The sequence below is a fragment of the Streptomyces sp. NBC_00203 genome (assembly GCF_045206325.1).
Taxonomy (GTDB): domain Bacteria; phylum Actinomycetota; class Actinomycetes; order Streptomycetales; family Streptomycetaceae; genus Streptomyces; species Streptomyces lutosisoli.
On the sequence record NZ_CP108126.1, the window covers coordinates 5,239,373 to 5,257,979 of the forward strand.

Annotated in this window: 14 protein-coding genes; 7 read left to right on the plus strand and 7 right to left on the minus strand. The window is 70.1% G+C overall.

Going from position 1 to position 18,607, the window contains the following annotated elements; translation table 11 throughout:
• Nucleotides 1–10: 10 nt before the first annotated feature.
• From OG975_RS23535 to OG975_RS23545, 3 genes are read right to left on the minus strand one after another with little or no spacing between them, the layout of a single operon-like run.
• A complete protein-coding gene (locus tag OG975_RS23535) occupies nt 11–922 on the minus strand; it encodes an ABC transporter ATP-binding protein (RefSeq protein WP_406331324.1) in 912 nt (303 codons plus the stop codon).
• A complete protein-coding gene (locus tag OG975_RS23540; RefSeq protein WP_406331325.1) occupies nt 919–1,836 on the minus strand; it encodes an ABC transporter permease subunit in 918 nt (305 codons plus the stop codon). Before OG975_RS23540 ends, OG975_RS23535 begins: the two co-directional genes overlap by 4 nt.
• Complete coding sequence (locus OG975_RS23545; protein WP_406336425.1) at nt 1,826–2,824, minus strand: ABC transporter ATP-binding protein; 999 nt, start codon at nt 2,822–2,824, stop codon at nt 1,826–1,828. The genes OG975_RS23540 and OG975_RS23545 overlap by 11 nt, the downstream gene beginning before the upstream one ends.
• Before the next feature lie 257 nt (nt 2,825–3,081).
• Between OG975_RS23545 and OG975_RS23550 the strand changes: the two genes are divergently transcribed.
• From OG975_RS23550 to OG975_RS23580, 7 genes are all read left to right on the plus strand, one after another.
• A complete protein-coding gene (locus tag OG975_RS23550; protein ID WP_406331327.1) occupies nt 3,082–3,924 on the plus strand; it encodes a M24 family metallopeptidase in 843 nt (280 codons plus the stop codon).
• Complete coding sequence (locus OG975_RS23555) at nt 3,921–5,690, plus strand: SDR family oxidoreductase (protein ID WP_406331328.1); 1,770 nt, start codon at nt 3,921–3,923, stop codon at nt 5,688–5,690. The genes OG975_RS23550 and OG975_RS23555 overlap by 4 nt, the downstream gene beginning before the upstream one ends.
• Nucleotides 5,687–6,610 carry a metal-dependent hydrolase gene (locus OG975_RS23560; RefSeq protein WP_406331329.1) on the plus strand — a complete coding sequence of 308 codons (924 nt, stop codon included), beginning with the start codon at nt 5,687–5,689 and terminating at the stop codon, nt 6,608–6,610. The genes OG975_RS23555 and OG975_RS23560 overlap by 4 nt, the downstream gene beginning before the upstream one ends.
• A gap of 22 nt (nt 6,611–6,632) precedes the next feature.
• Nucleotides 6,633–7,577: a MerR family transcriptional regulator gene (locus tag OG975_RS23565; protein WP_406331330.1), complete on the plus strand. Its 945-nt coding sequence runs from the start codon at nt 6,633–6,635 to the stop codon at nt 7,575–7,577.
• A 134-nt stretch (nt 7,578–7,711) separates the two neighbouring features.
• Entirely contained in the window at nt 7,712–8,260 is a 549-nt protein-coding gene (locus OG975_RS23570; RefSeq protein ID WP_406336427.1) for an RNA 2'-phosphotransferase, read from the plus strand.
• A 68-nt stretch (nt 8,261–8,328) separates the two neighbouring features.
• On the plus strand, nt 8,329–9,231 hold the full coding sequence (locus OG975_RS23575) for an LLM class flavin-dependent oxidoreductase (RefSeq protein ID WP_406331331.1): 903 nt from the start codon (nt 8,329–8,331) through the stop codon (nt 9,229–9,231).
• A 99-nt stretch (nt 9,232–9,330) separates the two neighbouring features.
• Entirely contained in the window at nt 9,331–10,221 is an 891-nt protein-coding gene (locus OG975_RS23580) for a Cof-type HAD-IIB family hydrolase (protein WP_406331332.1), read from the plus strand.
• 159 nt (nt 10,222–10,380) lie between these two features.
• On the opposite strand, the gene OG975_RS23585 is transcribed toward OG975_RS23580, so the two are convergent.
• The 4 genes from OG975_RS23585 to OG975_RS23600 form a co-directional block, all read right to left on the minus strand.
• A complete protein-coding gene (locus OG975_RS23585) occupies nt 10,381–12,120 on the minus strand; it encodes a GAF domain-containing sensor histidine kinase (RefSeq protein ID WP_406331333.1) in 1,740 nt (579 codons plus the stop codon).
• A 205-nt stretch (nt 12,121–12,325) separates the two neighbouring features.
• A complete protein-coding gene (gene cydD / locus OG975_RS23590; RefSeq protein ID WP_406331334.1) occupies nt 12,326–15,880 on the minus strand; it encodes a thiol reductant ABC exporter subunit CydD in 3,555 nt (1,184 codons plus the stop codon).
• Between the two features lie 74 nt (nt 15,881–15,954).
• Nucleotides 15,955–16,962: a cytochrome d ubiquinol oxidase subunit II gene (cydB, locus tag OG975_RS23595; protein WP_406331335.1), complete on the minus strand. Its 1,008-nt coding sequence runs from the start codon at nt 16,960–16,962 to the stop codon at nt 15,955–15,957.
• A gap of 20 nt (nt 16,963–16,982) precedes the next feature.
• A complete protein-coding gene (locus OG975_RS23600) occupies nt 16,983–18,491 on the minus strand; it encodes a cytochrome ubiquinol oxidase subunit I (RefSeq protein WP_406331336.1) in 1,509 nt (502 codons plus the stop codon).
• Between the last annotated feature and the right edge of the window lie 116 nt (nt 18,492–18,607).

Genomic DNA, 18,607 nt, shown 5'->3' on the forward strand with positions numbered 1-18,607 from the left:
TCTTGGCCTCCTACGCCGCGACGAGATACGAGAAGACGGATTCGAGCGACTCGTCGGACGGCGAGACCGTGAGCAGCCGGATGCCGTGCTCGCGCGCGACGCGCGGCAGCAGCGCGGTGAACCGGCCGAAGTCGACCGCCTGGATGCGCAACGCGCCCTCGGCCAGGTCCACTTCGATGCCGGACGTCGACGGGTCGGCGATCAGCGCGGCGGCCAGGGCCCGGTCGTCGCTGGAGCGGACGAGGTAGCGGTGCGGGCGGTCGGTCATCAGGCGGCGGATGCGCCTGAAGTCGCCGCTCGCCGCGTGCCGTCCGGCGACGATCACCTCGATGTGCGCGGCGAGTTGCTCGACCTCTTCGAGGATGTGGGACGAGAACAGCACCGTGCGGCCCTCGTCGCCCATGCGGCGCAGCAGGTCCATGAGCTGCATGCGCTGGCGCGGGTCCATGCCGTTGAAGGGCTCGTCGAGCAGCAGCAGCGACGGGTCGTGGACGAGCGCGGACGCCATCTTCACGCGCTGCCGCATGCCCTTGGAGTACGTGGAGATCTTGCGGTCCTGCGCGTACTCCATCTCGACCGTGGCGAGGGCCCTTTGGGCGGCCTTCGCGCCGAGGCCGTGCAACTCGGCGTTGGCGACGACGAATTCGCGGCCGGTGAGGAAGTCGTACATCGCCTCGCGCTCGGGGACGATGCCGATGTGCTTGTAGATCTGTTCGTTGCGCCAGGTCGGCTGGCCGTCGAGGGTGACGGTGCCCGTGGAGGGGGCGAGGAAGCCGCCCATCATGTTGATGAGGGTGGACTTCCCGGCGCCGTTCGGGCCGAGCAGGCCGGTGACTCCGGGGCTGATCGTCATCGTGATGTCGTTGACCGCCACCACGTTGCCGAACCAGCGCGAGACGTGGTCGATGTTGAGCGTGGTCACAGCCCGGCCTTTCGGTAGCGGCGCATCAGGAGGCCGTAGCAGCCCGCGATGAGACCCAGGACGACGATGAGGTAGACGACGCCCTGTCCGGACGAGGGGCCTTCCCCTCCGGGGAAGGCGGAGGTGGCGCCGAGGAAGGCCGTCTGCACTCCGTCGATGAGCGTGATCGGCGAGAAGAGGCCGAGCCACGGGACGGCTCCGGTGCTGGACTGGTCGAAGGCGATGGCCTGGACGGTGGACACCGCTCCGTAGGAGATGGTCAGGGCGGCGATGACGGCCGCGATGCCGAAGCCGCGGCGCGGGGTGATGGCCGAGATGACCAGGCCGATCCCGGCGAACAGCAGCGACAGCAGCGTCACGGAGACCAGCCCCTGTCCGAAGCCCTTCGTCTGGTCGGCGAAGTCGAGCTTTGCCAGAAGGGCCCCTACGTAGAGCACGATCAGCGGTGCGGCGGTGAGGATGAACAGCGCCGAGGCCAGGGCCGCGTACTTGGCCCTTACGTAGTCGGCGGTCTCGATGGGGCGCGAGAAGTACAGCGGTACGGTCTTGAAGCGGAGGTCGCGCGAGACGGACTGGGGTCCCTGGGAGGCGACGTACAGGCCGATGACGGCCTGCATGATCACCGCGTAGCGCGTGTAGTCGACGGGCAGGTCCTTCGCCTTCGTGGCGACCGCGACGGCCACCATGATGAGTGCGGGGACGCAGATCACCACGAAGAGCAGCATCGGCAGCACTTTGGACTTGACCGAGCGGCCGAGACCGTAGGCGCCGCGCAGGGACTGCGAGTACAGCGAGCGGCGGGCGTAGGCGCGGCCCAGGCGCGGGCCGTCGTAGTTGCGGTAGCCGATGTTGTGGATACGGGTCTGCTCACCGGGCTGGGCCGGGGCCATCACCTGGGGCTGCTCAACCGCCATGGCCGACCGCCTCTTTCCGCTGCTCGTCGCCGGTCGTCTGTTCGCCACCGGTCTTCTGCTCGTCGCTGTCCTTGAAGACCTCCGCGATGTGGTGCCTGCGCTGTTCCATCCGGACCAGGCCGAGGCCGAGGTCGGCGACGATGTCGCGGACGAGGTCGTACGTCTCCTCGCCCTCGGCGGTGAGCAGCAGGATGTGTCCGGCGCCGGGCAGGCCGCTGCCGTCGTGGGTCTCGATGCCGCGCGCGTGGAGCACGTCGCGCACCGTGCCGGTGCCGTCCGGGTGCTCGTCGGTGTCGGTGACCTCGATGGCGAGGGTCGTCGTGGTCTGGGTGAAGTCCGTGGTGGAGCTGGAGCGCAGCAGCTTGCCGCCGTCGACGACGACGACGTGGTCGCAGGTTCGCTCCAGCTCGCCCAGCAGATGCGAGGTGACCAGGACCGAGATGCCGAAGTCGGTGTGGATGCGGCGGATCAGTCCGAGCATTTCGTCGCGGCCGACCGGGTCGAGGCCGTTGGTCGGCTCGTCGAGGAAGACCAGCTGGGGGTCGTGGACGAGGGCCTGCGCGAGCTTCACGCGCTGCTTCATGCCCGTCGAGTAGCCGCCGATGGGGCGGTAGCGCTCCTCGTACAGGCCGACGTGGCGCAGCGTGTCCGCGGTGCGCTCGCGGGCCGCGGCCGGCGGGAGCCCGGACATGCGCGCCATGTGGACGACGAACTCGGTGGCCGAGACGTCGGGCGGCAGGCAGTCGTGCTCGGGCATGTACCCGACCCGCTCGCGGATGGCGCCGCCTTCGGTGGCGACGTCGAGGCCGAGCACGTGTGCGCGGCCCTCGGTGGCGGGGGACAGACCCAGCAGGATCTTGATCAGTGTGGACTTGCCGGCCCCGTTGGCTCCGACGAGTCCGGTCACACCGGGCCCGACGTCCACGGAGAGCCGGTCAAGAGCGGTCACCCTGGGGAACCGCTTGCTCAGGCTTTCGGTCGCGATCACAGTCACGTTTCGAAGGTAGTGGCGCACGCCACAGCGGTCGTCAGCCCATGGAGCTGGATCCGCGTCAGACTCCAGTCGTACGGGCCCGTAGGGGTCCCCCTGAGGTCGAACAACCGGCGCTGGTTTATCCACATCGCGGCGGTTGTCCACAGGCGTCGCGCAGCTCTATTGACGCAGCCTCTAACAACTGTCACATTCGCCAGTGTCAAGTTACGGGCACGTACCGCGGTCAGCGTGGACATGGGTGGGGCGGTGGCATGACGACGGCAGTGGCAGGCGAACTCTCCGCGGAACTGCGGGGGTTCAGGGAAGTGCAGCGCCTCGCGTACGAGTGCGCGGAAGCGGTCGCGGCGCAGCTCAAGCCGGGTGTGACCGAGCGCGAGGCGGCGCGCATGCAGCGCGACTGGCTGCGCGAGCGCGGGGTGCGGGACTGGTTCCACCTGCCCTTCGCCTGGTTCGGGGACCGTACGGCGTTCGTGAACTTCCGGATCCCGCTGCAGTTCTTCCCCACCAACCGCCGTCTGGAGCCGGGGATGCCGTTCATCCTCGACATGGCCCCGGTCCACAAGGGATACACGGCGGACATCGGCTACTCGGGCTCGCTCGGGCTGAACCCCGTGCAGGACAAGCTGCTCGCCGACCTTGAGGCGCACCGCGAGCTGATCCTGCGCGAGGTACGCGAGCGGCGCCCGCTGCGCGAGATCTACGAGGACGTGGACCGGCTCATGGTCCGCCAGGGCTATGCGAACCGGCACCGCGCGTATCCCTTCGGCGTGATCGCGCACAAGGTGGACCGGGTGAAGGAACGCCCCTGGTCGCCACGGCTGTTCGGGTTCGGCACCCAGTCCCTGAAGGGGCTCGCGAGCGACGCGATCCACGGGCACCGCGACGGCTGGTCGCCGTTGTGGTCGCCGTACCGGTTCTCCGACCATCCGCCCCGTCCGGGGCTGTGGGCGGTCGAACCGCACCTCGGATTCCGGGGCACCGGCGCGAAGTTCGAGGAGATCCTGGTCGTCACCGACTCCAAGGACCCCGAGCAGAGCGCGTTCTGGCTGGACGACGATCTGCCGCACGTGCGGCGCTGGGCGGAGGACAAGTGAGTCTCGAAGGCGCGCGTGAGCGCTGGGTGCGGACGGGCGGAGTCGAGCTGTGCGTCGCCGAGTTGGGCGACCCGTCACAGCCCACGGTGGTGCTCGTGCACGGCTATCCGGACTCCAAGGAGGTGTGGTCCGAGGTCGCGACCCGCCTCGCCGAACGCTTTCATGTGGTGCTCTACGACGTACGGGGCCACGGCAGGTCCACGGCGCCGCAGCCGCTGCGCGGCGGGTTCACGCTGGAGAAGCTGACGGACGACTTCCTGGCGGTCGTGGACGCGGTCAGCCCCGACAGACCCGTACATCTGGTGGGGCACGACTGGGGTTCGGTGCAGTCGTGGGAGTTCGTCACGGTCCCGCGCACCGAGGGCCGGATCGCGTCCTTCACGTCGATGTCCGGGCCGTCCCTGGACCATTTCGGGCACTGGATCAAGCAGCGCGTGAAGCGGCCCACCCCGCGCAAGGTCGGCCAACTCCTCGGCCAGGGCGCCAAGTCCTGGTACGTGTACCTGCTGCACACGCCCGTCCTGCCCGAGCTGGCCTGGCGCGGCCCGCTCGGCAAGCAGTGGCCGAAGATCCTCCAGCGGGTCGAGAAGGTCCCCGCGGGCGACTACCCGACCCCGTCGCTGCCCTCGGACGCGGCGCACGGCGCGTGGCTGTACCGCGACAACGTACGGGCCCGGCTGAGCAGGCCGCGCACGGACGCCTACGCGCACGCGCCCGTGCAGCTCATCACGCCCCTGGGGGACGCGTTCCTCTCCGAGCGGCTCTACGACGAGCTGGAGACGTGGGCCCCGCGGCTGGTGCGCCGTACGCTCCCGGCCAAGCACTGGGTGCCGCGCACGCGCCCGGACCAGCTGGCGGCCTGGATCACGGAGTTCGTGACGGCGAACGAAGGCCGGGGGACCGGCGTGCCCGCGCACGACACCATGGCCACCGGCAAGTACGCGGACCGGTTCGGCGGGCAGCTCGTGCTGGTCACGGGCGCGGGCAGCGGTATCGGGCGGGCCACCGCCTTCGCGTTCGCCGAGGCCGGCGCGCGCGTGGTGGCCGTCGACCGGGACGCCGAGAGCGCGGCCCGCACGGCGGAGATGTCCCGGCTGATCGGCTCCCCCGATGCCTGGGCGGAGACGGTCGACGTCTCCGACGAGCAGGCCATGGAGAAGCTCGCCGAGAAGGTCGCCGCCGAGTACGGCGTGGTGGACGTGCTGGTGAACAACGCCGGGATCGGGCTCTCCGGATCCTTCTTCGACACGACCCCGGAGGACTGGAGGAAGGTCCTCGACGTCAATCTGTGGGGCGTGATCCACGGATGCCGGCTCTTCGGGAAGCAGATGGCCGAGCGCGGGCAGGGCGGCCACATCGTCAACACCGCGTCGGCGGCGGCGTACCAGCCGTCGAAGGCACTGCCCGCCTACAGCACCTCCAAGGCGGCCGTCCTGATGCTCAGCGAGTGCCTGCGCGCGGAGCTGGCGGGGCAGGGCATCGGCGTCTCGGCGATCTGCCCCGGCTTCGTCAACACGAACATCACCTCGACCGCGCGCTTCGCCGGGGTCGACGCGCTGGAGGAGAAGCGGCGCCAGAAGAAGTCGGCGCGGCTGTACGGGCTGCGCAACTACCCGCCGGAGAAGGTGGCCGACGCGATCCTGCGCGCGGTGGTCCGCAATCAGGCGGTCGTCCCGGTCACCCCGGAGGCGCGCGGCGCCCACCTCATGTCCCGCTTCACACCGAGGGCACTGCGCACGATCGCACGGCTGGAGCCACCGCTGTGAGCGAACTCGGCTCCCTGAGCGACGACCACCATGCGATCGCCCCGCGCCGGGTCTCCTTCGACTGGCAGCGGACGCCGCTGCACTGGATCCCGGACGAGCCCACCGCCACCCACGTCATCAACGTGCTGCATCTGCTGCTGCCCGCGGGGGAGCGGTGGTTCGTGAAGGTCTTCAAGGCGGGGCTGCCGCTGGTCGACGACCCCGAACTCCTCAAGGACGTCAAGGGTTTCATGGGTCAGGAGGCGACGCACAGCGTGCAGCACGCGTATGTCCTCGACCACCTCGCGGCGCAGCGCCTGGACACCGCGGACTTCACGAAGTACGTCGACTTCCTCTTCGAGAAGCTGCTGGGCGAGAAGCCGCCCCTGGGGGCGCCGGTACCGGCCGGGGAGTGGCTGCGCTTCCGGCTGTCGGTGATCGCGGCGATCGAGCAGTTCACCGCGGTGCTGGGTGACTGGGTGCTGGCGGCCGAGGGCCTGGACCTCGCGGACGCCGACGAGGTCATGCTCGACCTGCTGCGCTGGCACGGCGCGGAGGAGGTCGAGCACCGCGCGGTCGCCTTCGACATGTACCAGCACTGCGGCGGCGAGGGCCTGCCCCGCTACGCGCGCAGGATCGCGGGCATGGCGGTCACCGCGCCGATGATGCTGTACCTGTGGGCATGGGGTGCCGCCTACCTCATACGCCACGATCCCCAGCTCGCCGGCCGCCTGCGCTACTCGCTCGCCTCCCACAACAGGGCCGTACGCAAGGGTCTGCTGCCCACCTGGAAGGAGCTCGGCACGGCCATACCCCGCTACCTGCGGCGGTCGTACCATCCGTCCCAGGAGGGCTCACTGCGCAGGGCCGTCGAGTATCTGGCGCAGTCACCGGCGGCACGGTCGGCTGCGGGGGCGATCGGACGCGCGGCCATCGCGTAGCGAGGCCGGGAGGGCGGGAAGCGTGAGCGACGAGTCGGCCGGTGTCGCGTACCGGATCGAGGACCTGGCGCACCACAGCGGTGCCACGGTCCGGACGATCCGCGCCTATCAGGACCGCGGGCTGCTCCCCCGCCCCGAGCGGCGCGGCCGCGCCAATGTGTACGCGGACGCGCATCTGGCCCGGCTGCGGCAGATCGCCGGCCTCCTGGACCGCGGCTACACGCTGGCCTCCATCAAGGAGCTCCTGGAGGCCTGGGACACGGGCCGGGGTCTCGGCGGGATCCTCGGTCTGGTCGCGGAGGTCGACGGGCCGTGGACCGACGAGGAGGCCGTACGCATCTCGCGGGACGAGCTCGACGAGCGGTTCGGCGGCAGCCCGGACGACGCGGCGGTCGCCGACGCCGTCGAACTCGGTGTACTGGAGCCGGTTCCCGGGGACACGGACTCCTTCCTCGTTCCGAGCCCTCAAGAGCTGGCCGTGGCAGTCGAGTTGTCCGCTGCGGGAGTTCCGCTGTCCGCGATCTCGGTCCATTTGCGGGAGTTGAGGGGGCAGGTCGAGCACATTGCCTCCCGTTTCCTGGAGTTCACGACGGAGCATGTCTTCGCGCGCTATCTGGGGGAGCGTCAGCCGACCGACGCGGACGCTGCCGAGGCCGCCTCGCTCGTACGACGACTGCGCCCGCTCGCGCAGCAGACGGTGGACGTCGAACTGGCCCGTGCGATGCGGCTGTTCGCCAACCGGCACCTGCGTCAGCACCTCGGTGCGGGGCAACCCCCTGAGCTCAAGGACGAGACGCGTTCCGTGGAGATTCCCGCGGACACAATGCGGGCTGTTGAGGGGCTGGTTGGTGCCGGGCAGGTGGCGGCCTTCGTCGTTGCGGCTGCCGAACGGGAGGTGCAGGCACGGACCTTGGACCGACTCACCTCAAACCACATAAATCTGGGCACTGTTGATGAAATATCCTAAATGGCTGGCGAGTTGTCCACAGATTCGTCAATTCCCCTGTGGATAACAGGACTTGGCTGTGGACCAAACCTCCGAATCAAAATCAAATGCGTGATCCGTCTCTCGCCAGGCACGCTGGAGAGATGAACGAACGCATGGATGAAAGACGCACCGTGAAGGTGTCGAAGTACCTCTCGAAGCATCTGCGGCACCAGCCCGAGCGGATCGGGCTCACGCTCGGCGAGGGCGGCTGGGTGGAGATCGAGACGCTGATGGCCGCGGCGGCCGCGCACGGCTTCCGGATCACGCGCGAGGAACTCGATCACGTGGTGGCCACGAACGACAAGCGGCGCTTCGCGATCGAGGGGACCCGGATCCGCGCCAGCCAGGGCCACTCCGTCGAGGTCGACCTCGGACTGCCCCCGGCGACTCCGCCCGCGTACCTCTACCACGGGACCGTGGCCCGCAGCCTGGACGCGATCCGCGCCGAGGGCCTGCGGCCCATGAACCGGCACGACGTGCACCTCTCGCCGGACCGGGAGACCGCCACCCGCGTCGGCGCCCGCCGCGGCCGGCCGGTCGTGCTCTCCGTGGACGCCGCCGCCATGCACCGCGACGGCCATGTCTTCCGGGTCAGCGCGAACGGGGTCTGGCTCACCCAGGCCGTACCGCCGCGGTACCTGCGGTTTCCCTCAGGGCACTGACCGGGCAGGCAGCGGGGGCGGTCATGCGGTGGCCGCGACCACTGGGCGGTTCCGCTTACGCTCGATGTATGAGTCTGCGTCTGAGCACTGTGATCCTGCCGTACGTCCGCTGGCACGAGGGCGGGCGTTCCGCCTGGCAGCGTGCGGAGCAGCTCGGCTTCCACACCGCGTTCACGTACGACCATCTGTCGTGGCGGACCTTCCGCGACGGCCCGTGGTTCGGGGCCGTGCCGACGCTGACCGCCGCGGCCGCCGTCACCGACCGGCTCCGCCTCGGCACGCTCGTGACCTCGCCGAACTTCCGGCACCCGGTGACGCTCGCCAAGGACCTGATCTCCCTCGACGACATCTCGAACGGCCGGGTCACCCTGGGCATCGGCGCGGGCGGCACCGGCTTCGACGCCACGGCGCTCGGCCAGGACCCCTGGACCCCGCGCGAGCGCGCCGACCGCTTCGGCGAGTTCGTACCGCTGCTCGACCGGCTCCTGACCGAGGACTCCGTCTCGTACGGCGGTGACTACTACTCGGCGCACGAGGCGCGCAACATCCCGGGCTGCGTCCAGCGCCCCCGGCTGCCCTTCGCGGTGGCCGCCACCGGGCCTCGCGGGCTGAAGCTCGCCGCCCGGCACGGGCAGGCGTGGGTGACGACCGGCGACCCGAAGCTGTACGAAACGGGCACCCCCGACCAGTCGGTTCAGGCCATTCGCGGGCAGGTCGACAAGCTGGCCGACGCCTGCGCCGCGATCGGCCGGGACGTGGACGAGCTCGACAAGATCCTGCTCACCGGCTTCACCCCGGACCGTGGCCGTCCGCTGGAGTCCCTCGACGCGTTCGTCGACTTCGCGGGCAGGCACGCGGAGCTGGGCTTCACCGACATCGTGATCCACTGGCCGATCCCCGACTCGGACTTCGCGGCCGACGTGAAGATCTTCGAGCGGATCGCCATGGAGGCCCTGGCGCAGCTGCCCTGAGACCCCGCCCCGGCTGCCCTTGGCTGGACGGGGCGTAACGGTGCTGGTGAGGACGGTAACCACTCACATGTGCGGTCCGCCGCACGGCCGTGCGCGCATATGCGGGAGAATGGGCGGGTGACCTCAGCGACTCGACGGCCCGAGACCCCGGCCTCCACCGTTCCGCCCCGGCTGATCGCCACGGATCTCGACGGCACCCTGCTGCGCGACGACAAGTCGGTGTCCGAGCGCACGATCGCCGCCCTCGCCGCCGCCGAGCAGGCGGGCATCGAGGTCTTCTTCGTCACCGGCCGCCCGGCTCGCTGGATGGACGTCGTCAGCGATCACGTCCACGGGCACGGCCTGGCGATCTGCGGCAACGGCGCCGCCGTGGTCGACCTGCACGGCGGCCCCGGCGCCCACCGGTTCGTCAAGGTCCGCGAGCTGGCGCGGGAGAACGCGCTCGACGCCGTACGGCTGGTGCGCGAGGCCGCGCCGGGCGCCGTGTTCGCCGTGGAGCAGACGTACGGCTTCTACCAGGAGCCCACGTACCCCAAGCTGCACATGGAGACCCCCGACAGCCTCGCGCCCGCCGAGAAGCTCCTGGCGGCGGACGCCCCCGGTGCCGGCGAACCGGTGCTCAAGATCCTCGCCTTCCATCACGAGCTCGACCCCGACACCTTCCTCACCGTCGCCCGCCTGGCCATCGGCGACCGGGCCAACGTCACCCGCTCCAGCCCCAGCGCCCTGCTGGAGATCAGCGGCCCCGACGTCTCCAAGGCCAGCACTCTCGCGCTCTGCTGCGCCGAGCGCGGTATCTCCCCCGAGGAAGTCGTCGCCTTCGGTGACATGCCGAACGACGTCGAGATGCTCAGCTGGGCGGGCCAGTCGTACGCCATGGGCAACGCCCATCCCGAGGTCATCGCCGCAGCCTCCGGACGCACAGTCGCCAACAACGAGGACGGCGTGGCGGTCGTCATCGAGCGCATACTCGCGGAACGCCTGCACTGAGCGCCCCGTAGGTTGAGCTCCCCGTAAGTTGAGCGCCCCGCAAGGGGCGCGGGGAACTGCGCGACAAGCCCCCACTCACCCGCAGTCAAACCACAACCCGCGGCTCGAAGTAGACGTCACCTACAAGCCGCCGCCCCGCAGCCATAACCGGGCCCCACCTCAAACCGGCCCAACCCGCGGAGCGTACGGCGCTTGCCAGACCACTGTCGTACCGCCCCCTCCCTCCCCGATCCCCGCCCCGTACCAACTGTCCCCGCCCAACGACTCGGCCCGCCGCTTGAGGTTCCGCAGCCCGCTGCGCCGCCCCCCGTCGGGGATGCCGACCCCGTCGTCGGCGACGCTGAGCCGTACGCCCTGCTGCCCGTCCGCGAGGTGCGCGGTCGCGTCGACGACGACGTCGATGCGGGAGGCCCCGGAGTGCCGGAAGGCATTGGAGAGGGCCTCGCGCAGGGCGGCGATGAGGTTCTTGCCGGTGAGTTCGCCCACCAGTGTGTCGACGGGGCCGATGAAGCGGTGGCCGGGCTTGAAGCCGAGGGGTACGGCGGCCATGTTGATCTCGCGCAGCACTCGGGTGCGCAGTCCGGACGGTTCTTCGGCGGGGCCTTGCTGGAGCGCGAAGATGGCGGTGCGGATCTCCTGGATGGTGACGTCGAGTTCGTCGACCGCCTTGCCGACGCCCTCCTGAACCTCGGGCACGACCGACCGCCGCTGTGCACTCTCCAGCATCATCCCGGTGGCGAACAGCCGCTGGATCACGAGGTCGTGCAGGTCACGGGCGATCCGGTCGCGGTCCTCGTACACCGCGAGCCGCTCCCGGTCACGCTGGGCCTCGGCCATCATCAGCGCGAGTGCGGCCTGCGAGGCGAACTGCGCGGCGAGGATGCGTTCGGTCTCGGTGAACGGGCGGCCGTCGCGGGTGCGCGGGGTGACGAGGGCTCCGAGCACCCGGCCGTCGCTCTGCAGCGGCAGCATCATCATCGGCCCGTATGCGCGCGCGGGTTCCGGGAGCATGCGCCGGTCGGTGGCCGCGTCCTTGACGAACACGGCCTCCCCGTCGAGGATTTCGGCGACGAACTCGCTCTCCGGCGGGATGACCATGCCGAGCGTCTCCGACGGGCCTTCCAGGGCGACGGCGACGATCTCCAGGCCGCCCTCTTCGGCGGGCAGCAGCACGAGCCCGGACGCGGAGCCGGAGAGCCGGCGGGCCTGCTCGGCGATGACCTGGAGGGCGTCCTCGGCGTCGCCGCCCGACAGCAGCGCCGTCGTGACGGCAACCGAGCCGTCGATCCAGCGCTCGCGCTGCTGGGCGGCCTCGTACAGGCGGGCGTTGCCGATGGCGATACCCGCCTCCGTGGCCAGCACCCGGACCATGTTGAGGTCGTAGTCGTTGAACGGGCCGCCGCCGCGCTTCTCGGCCAGATACAGATTCCCGAAGATCTCCCCCTGCACCCGGATCGGAACCCCGAGGAAGCTCCGCATCGGCGGATGGTGCTCAGGGAACCCGCAGGAGCGCCGGTCGTCGGCCAGGTTCGCGCGCCGCACCGGCCCCGGGTCGTGGATGAGCGCCCCGAGCAGCCCCTTGTGCCCGTCGGGCAGCCGCCCGATCCGCTGGGCGGTTTCCTCGTCGACCCCGTAATAGACGAAGTCCGCGAGCCCGTTCCCGTCCTCCGCCACGACCCCGATGGCCGCGTACCGCGCGTCCGCCAGCTGGGCCGCCGTCTCGCAGATCCGGTCCAGCGTGGAGTGCAGCTCAAGGCCCGACCCGACCGACCGCATCGCCTCCAGCAGCTGCGGCACGCGCGCGGTCAGCTCGGCCGACAGCCCTTGCAGGCCCCGGGGCGCCCGAGCTGCCCTGTCCTGGCCGCCGTCCGGGTCGGGCGAGGCGGGAGCTACTGACATGGCTTGAGCGTAGTTAGTCCTATTTGTAAGGGAAAGTCGAGATGGGACCGTGAGGGAAAGGCGGGATGAGGCCGTGACGATAAGGCCAGGACCGGAGGTGCGGGAGCCCGGTCCGGGTCGGCCGGACGGCGAACGGCGAACGCCGGACGCACGGACCGCTCCTGGGCCCTGCCGTCACATTCCCGCCCGCCCCCGACGCCAGGACCTAGCTGTATTGCCCCACGGCCCCGACCAGCAGATCCCCCGCCGCTTCCCGCTCCACCATCTCCCGCAGCGGCCCCTCACCGGCCGCCAGCTCCGCGTACGGACCCCGCTGGACCACCCGCCCCTCCGCGAGCACGATCACCTCGTCCACCGTGTCGAGCCCGGCCAGCCGGTGCGTGATCAGCAGCGTCGTACGGCCCTCGGTCGCGGCCAGCAGATCCGCGGTGAGCGCGTCGGCCGTCGGCAGGTCGAGGTGTTCCGCGGGCTCGTCGAGGACGAGGACGGGGAAGTCGGCGAGCAGCGCACGGGCCAGCGCGAGCCGCTGCCGCTGGCCGCCCGACAGCCGTGCCCCGTGCTCACCGATCAGCGTGTCGAGCCCGTCGGGCAGCCCGTCGGCCCAGTCGAGGAGCCGGGCCCGCGCGAGCGCGTCGCGCAGTTCGGCCTCCGTCGCGTCCTTCCGGGCCAGCAGCAGGTTCTCGCGCACGGTGCTGTCGAAGAGGTGCGCGTCCTGGGCACACAGCCCGACCGTGCGGCGTACGGCGTCCCCGTCCATGCCGTACGCGTCCACGCCGCCCACCGTGTACGTCCCCGCGTCCGGGTCCAGGAACCGCAGCAATACCTGCGCGAGCGTGGTCTTCCCCGACCCGGAGGGGCCGACGACGGCGATCCTGCGGCCCTGTTCGAGGGTCAGGTCGAGCCCGGCGAGCGCGTCCCGGTCCTGTCCGCTGTGACGGGCCCGCAGCCCCTGTACACGCAGCGGGAACGGCGACGCGGGCGCCTGCTGCGGACGTTCCGGCTCGCGTACGGGATCGGGCGCGTCCAGCACCTCGTACACACGCTCCGCGCTCTTGTGCACCCGCTGCCGGTACTGGACGGCGAGCGGCAGCCCCAGGACGGCCTCGAACGCGGCCAGCGGGGTGAGGACGACGACGGCCATCGCCACGCCGCCCAGACGCCCGGCGGCGACCGCCTGGGCGCCCACGAGGGCGGTGGCCGCGACGGTCAGTCCGGACGCGAGTGCGGTGAGCCCGTCGCCGAGCGCGGTCGCGGTGGCGGCCCGGGAGGCGATGCGGGTGAGCACGGTGTCGGCCCGCCGCGCCTCAGCGGTACGGGCGGGCAGCGCGCCCGCGACGGTCAACTCGGCTGTTCCCGTGAGCAGATCGGTCACCCGGGTCGCCAGGACGCCGCGCGCGGGAGCCAGTCGCCGTTCGGCTCGGCGCGCCACGGCACCGGTCACGAGCGGGACACCGACCCCGGCCGCCAGCAGTCCGACGGCGAGGGCGGCACCGGCCTCGGGCAGCAGCCAGGCGGTGAAGCCGACGGAGGCGGCGGACACGACGACCGCGGCTCCGGCGGGCAGCAGCCACCGCAGCCAGTAGTCCTGCATCGCGTCCACGTCGGCGACGAGCCGCGACAGCAGATCTCCGCGCCGGGCCGTCCGCAGCCCGGCGGGCGCGAGGCGTTCGAGGCGCCGGTACACGGCGACCCGGGTGTCGGCCAGCATCTTCAGCACCGCGTCGTGCGACACGAGCCGCTCCGAGTACCGGAACACGGCCCGCCCGATCCCGAACGCCCGCGTGGCCGTCACGGCCACCATCAGATACAGCACCGGCGGCTGCTGGGACGCCCGCGAGATGAGCCACCCGGAGGTGGCCATCAGACCGACGGCACTCCCGAGCGCGAGACTTCCGAGCAGCAGAGCCAGCGTGAGCGGCCCGCGCCGGGGAGCGGCCATGGCCCGGACGCGAGCAAGCACGCCCCCACGCGCCCGAGGGGCCGCATGGGGCTCTCCGCCGTCCGCGGCGGGCACGCTTTCCGGCTCGACCGGTCGCTGCGACTGCGCACGGCCGGAGTCCGCGGAGCCGGGCACTTCGACGGTCACCACCGACTCCGCCGAACCCGACACGTCGGCAGACGCCTGTGGCTCCAGCCGCACCACCCGGTCCGCCACCCCCAGCAACGCCGGCCGGTGCACGACCAGCAGCACCGTCCGCCCCACAGCGAGCCGCCGCACCGCGTCCACGACCTCCGCCTCCGTCGCCCCGTCCAGCGAGGCGGTCGGCTCGTCGAGGAGCAGCACGGGCCGGTCCGCGAGGAACGCCCGGGCCAGGGCGAGGCGCTGGCGCTGGCCGGCCGACAGCCCGGCTCCGTCCTCACCGAGGACCGTGTCGACCCCGTCGGGCAGCGCGTCGACGAAGCCGGCCGCACCCGCGTCGGCGAGCGCCCGGCGCAGCGCCGCGTCGTCGGCGTCGGGCCGTGCCAGCCGTACGTTCTCGGCGATGGACCCGGCGTACAGATGAGGCCGCTGCGGCACCCAGGCGATCCGCGAGCGCCACTCCACCCGGTCGGCCTCGGCAGGATCGACTCCCCCGACCCGCACCCGGCCCTCGGTGGGCGCCACAAACCCCAGCAGGACGTTCAGCAGTGTCGACTTGCCCACGCCGCTCGGCCCGACAAGAGCCACCGTCTCACCGGGGTCGACCGTGAACGAGACGTCCGAGACCGCGTCCCCGGAACGCCCCGGGTACCGCACGGTGACGCCCTCGAAGCCGATCTCCCCCGCCGGCGCGCGCAGCGAGCCGGACGCCGGAACCGGTGTCTCCAGCACCGAGAAGATCTCCTCGGCCGCCGCCAGCCCTTCGGCCGCGGCGTGGTACTGCGCCCCCACCTGCCGCAGCGGCAGATACGCCTCGGGCGCGAGGACGAGGATGACGAGCCCCACGTACAGGTCCATCTCGCCGTGCACGAGCCGCATCCCGATGGTCACCGCGACCAGCGCGACCGAGATCGTGGCGAGCAGCTCCAGCGCGAAGGACGACAGGAAGGCGATCCGCAGCGTCCGCATGGTCGCCTGCCGGTACTCGCCGGTGATCTTCCGGATCGACTCGGCCTGCGCCTTGGCCCGGCCGAACACCTTGAGCGTGGGCAGCCCCGCGACGACGTCCAGGAAGTGCCCCGAAAGGCGTGACAACAACCGCCACTGACGGTCCATCTGGGCCCGCGTGGCCCAGCCGATCAGAACCATGAAGAGCGGGATCAGCGGCAGCGTGCCGACGATGATCGCCGCCGACACCCAGTCCTCGGTGACGATCCGGGCGAGCACGGCCACCGGAACCACCACCGCGAGCCCCAACTGCGGCAGATAGCGCGAGAAGTAGTCGTCGAGCGCGTCAACTCCCCGCGTAGCCAGCGCGACCAGCGATCCGGTCCGCTGCCCGCTCAGCCATCCGGGGCCGAGGAGCGCGGCCCGCTCCAGCAGCCGCCCCCGCAGCTCCGACTTGACCGCCGCGCTCGCCCGGTGCGCGGCGAGCTCGGTGAGCCAGGAGACGACCGCCCGCCCGATCGCGACCAGCGCCAACAGCATCAGCGGTGTGCGGAGTTCACCGGCCGAGAGGCCGTGCTGGAAGGCACCGACCACCACCTCGGCAATGAGCATCGCCTGGGCGATGACCAGCGCCGCCCCGGCGATCCCCAGCCCAACGACCGCCGCGAGAAAGAGGCGAGTGGCGCGGGCGTACCGCAGCAGACGCGGATCGATCGGTTTCACGTGAAACACACCCTTGACTCATCGGGCATGTTTCACGTGAAACGACCGTTTCACGTGAAACATGCCCGTCGATTCAGCAGACCTCAGTGAGCGACATCGGCCGCGATGTGCTGCGTACCGATCCGCTTGCGGAACACCCAGTACGTCCACGACTGGTAGAGCAGGACGATCGGCGTGGCGATGCCCGCGCACCAGGTCATGATCTTCAGGGTGTACGGGCTCGACGACGCGTTGGTGACCGTCAGGCTCCAGTCCTCATTGAGCGAGGACGGCATGACGTTCGGGAAGAGCGTCAGGAAGAGCATCGCGACGGCCGCCACGATGGTGAGCCCCGACAGCATGAACGCCCAGCCCTCACGGCCGCCGTTGACCGCCACAAGGGCGGCGACAAGCGCGGCCACGGCCACGACCAGCGCGACCAGCGACGTGCCGTCGCCGTTCTCGACCTGGGTCCAGAGCAGGAAGATCAGCGCCAACACGGCTGTCGCCAGCCCGAGTTGCAGCGCCAGCTTCCGCGCCCGCTCCCGGATGTCCCCGACGGTCTTGAGCCCGACGAACACCGTCCCGTGGAAGGTGAACAGCGTCAGCGTGACCAGGCCGCCGAGGAGCGCGTACGGGTTGAGCAGGTCCCAGAGGTTGCCCACGTACTCGAAGTTCTGGTCGATCTTCACTCCGCGCACGATGTTGCCGAAGGCCACGCCCCACAGGAACGCCGGGATCAGCGAGGTCCAGAAGATCGCGGTCTCCCAGTTGCGCTGCCAGTTCTCCTCGGGCCGCTTCGCCCGGTACTCGAAGGCGACACCGCGCACGATCAGAGAGACCAGGATGATCAGCAGCGGCAGATAGAAGCCGGAGAAGAGCGTGGCGTACCACTCGGGGAAGGCGGCGAAGGTCGCACCGCCCGCCGTGAGCAGCCACACCTCGTTGCCGTCCCAGACGGGACCGATCGTGTTGATCAGCACCCGCTTCTCGGCGCGGTCACGGGCCAGCAGCTTGGTGAGGATGCCGACTCCGAAGTCGAAGCCCTCCAGGAAGAAGTAGCCGATCCAGAGGACCGCGATGAGTACGAACCAGACGTCGTGAAGTTCCATGACTTGAGCGCTCCCTGGGCCTAGTAGGAGAAGGCCATCGGCTTGTCGGCGTCTTGGGAGTCGCCGCCGATCCTGGTGGGCGGGTTGAGGTCGGCCTCGGTGAGCTCGGGGGGTCCGGCCTTGACGTACTTCACGAGCAGCTTGACCTCGACGACGGCGAGGACCGCGTAGAGCGTCGTGAAGACGATCATCGAGGTGAGCACCTCCCCCTGGGAGACACCGGGGGAGACCGCTTGCCGGGTCTGCAGGACGCCGTAGACGACCCACGGCTGACGGCCCATCTCGGTGAAGATCCAGCCCCAGGAGTTGGCGATCAGCGGGAAGCCCAGGGTCAGGATCGCGATGCGCCAGTACCACTTGGTGAGCGTCGGGCCGAGGGCCTTGTTCTTGAAGAGGACGAGATGCGGCACCTCGTCCTCGCCCACCCTCAGGTGCTGCGGCAGCATGAACTTCTTGCGGGTCAGCCAGAGCCCGGCCAGGCCGATCGCGAAGGACGCCATGCCGAAGCCGATCATCCAGCGGAACGCCCAGAAGGTGACGGGGATGATGGGGCGATAGTCGCCGGGGCCGTACTTCGCCTGCTCGGCCTTGTTGGTGTCGTTGATGCCGGGGACGTACGAGCTGAAGTCGTCGTCGGCGAGGAACGACAGTATCCCCGGGATGGACAGCTCGACGGTGTTGTGCCCCTTGCTGACATCCCCGTACGCGAAGATCGAGAACGGCGCGGAGTTCTGACCGTCCCACAGCGCCTCGGCGGCGGCCATCTTCATCGGCTGCTGCTTGAACATGACCTTGCCGAGGGTGTCACCGCTGATCGCGGTGAGCAGTCCGGCGATGGCGACGGTGACCAGGCCGAGGCGCAGCGAGGTCTTCATCACGGAGACGTGCTTCTTGCGGAGCAGGTGGAAGGCGGCGATGCCGACGATGAAGGCTCCGCCGGTCAGGAAGGACGCCGAGATCGTGTGGAAGAACTGGGCGAGCGCGGTGTTCTGGGTCAGCACATGCCAGAAGTCGGTGAGTTCGGCACGCCCCTTCGCCTTGTTGATCTTGTAGCCGACAGGGTGCTGCATCCAGGAGTTGGCCGCGAGGATGAAGTACGCCGACAGGATCGTGCCGATCGAGACCATCCAGATGCAGGCGAGGTGGATCTTCTTGGGCAGCTTGTCCCAGCCGAAGATCCACAGCCCGATGAAGGTGGACTCGAAGAAGAAGGCGATCAGGGCCTCGAAGGCGAGCGGGGCACCGAAGATGTCACCGACGAAGCGCGAGTAGTCGGACCAGTTCATGCCGAACTGGAACTCCTGCACGATGCCGGTGACGACACCCATCGCGATGTTGATCAGGAAGAGCTTGCCCCAGAACTTCGTGGCCCTGAGGTACTTCTGATTCTCCGTGCGCACCCACGCCGTCTGCAGGCCGGCGGTGAGCGCGGCGAGCGAGATCGTCAGGGGGACGAAGAGGAAGTGGTAGACGGTGGTGATACCGAACTGCCATCGCGCCAGAGTCTCCGGCGCCAAAGCCAATTCCACGTCGTCAGTCTCCTTACATCGCCGCGGTACAGCGGCAGTTTGCCCCCTTTGTCACATACATCATGGGAGCAACCGGGACACGCTTGTGAACGCGTTCACATTCACAAGCAATTATG

Bases quoted from the DNA above. Each gene is read 5' to 3' on its own strand.
- OG975_RS23540 (WP_406331325.1), bottom strand. From the start codon at position 1,836: ATGGCGGTTGAGCAGCCCCAGGTGATGGCCCCGGCCCAGCCCGGTGAG.
- OG975_RS23550 (WP_406331327.1), top strand. From the start codon at position 3,082: ATGACGACGGCAGTGGCAGGCGAACTCTCCGCGGAACTGCGGGGGTTC.
- OG975_RS23570 (WP_406336427.1), top strand. From the start codon at position 7,712: ATGGATGAAAGACGCACCGTGAAGGTGTCGAAGTACCTCTCGAAGCAT.
- OG975_RS23575 (WP_406331331.1), top strand. From the start codon at position 8,329: ATGAGTCTGCGTCTGAGCACTGTGATCCTGCCGTACGTCCGCTGGCAC.
- OG975_RS23580 (WP_406331332.1), top strand. From the start codon at position 9,331: ATGCGGGAGAATGGGCGGGTGACCTCAGCGACTCGACGGCCCGAGACC.
- OG975_RS23585 (WP_406331333.1), bottom strand. From the start codon at position 12,120: ATGTCAGTAGCTCCCGCCTCGCCCGACCCGGACGGCGGCCAGGACAGG.
- cydB (WP_406331335.1), bottom strand. From the start codon at position 16,962: ATGGAACTTCACGACGTCTGGTTCGTACTCATCGCGGTCCTCTGGATC.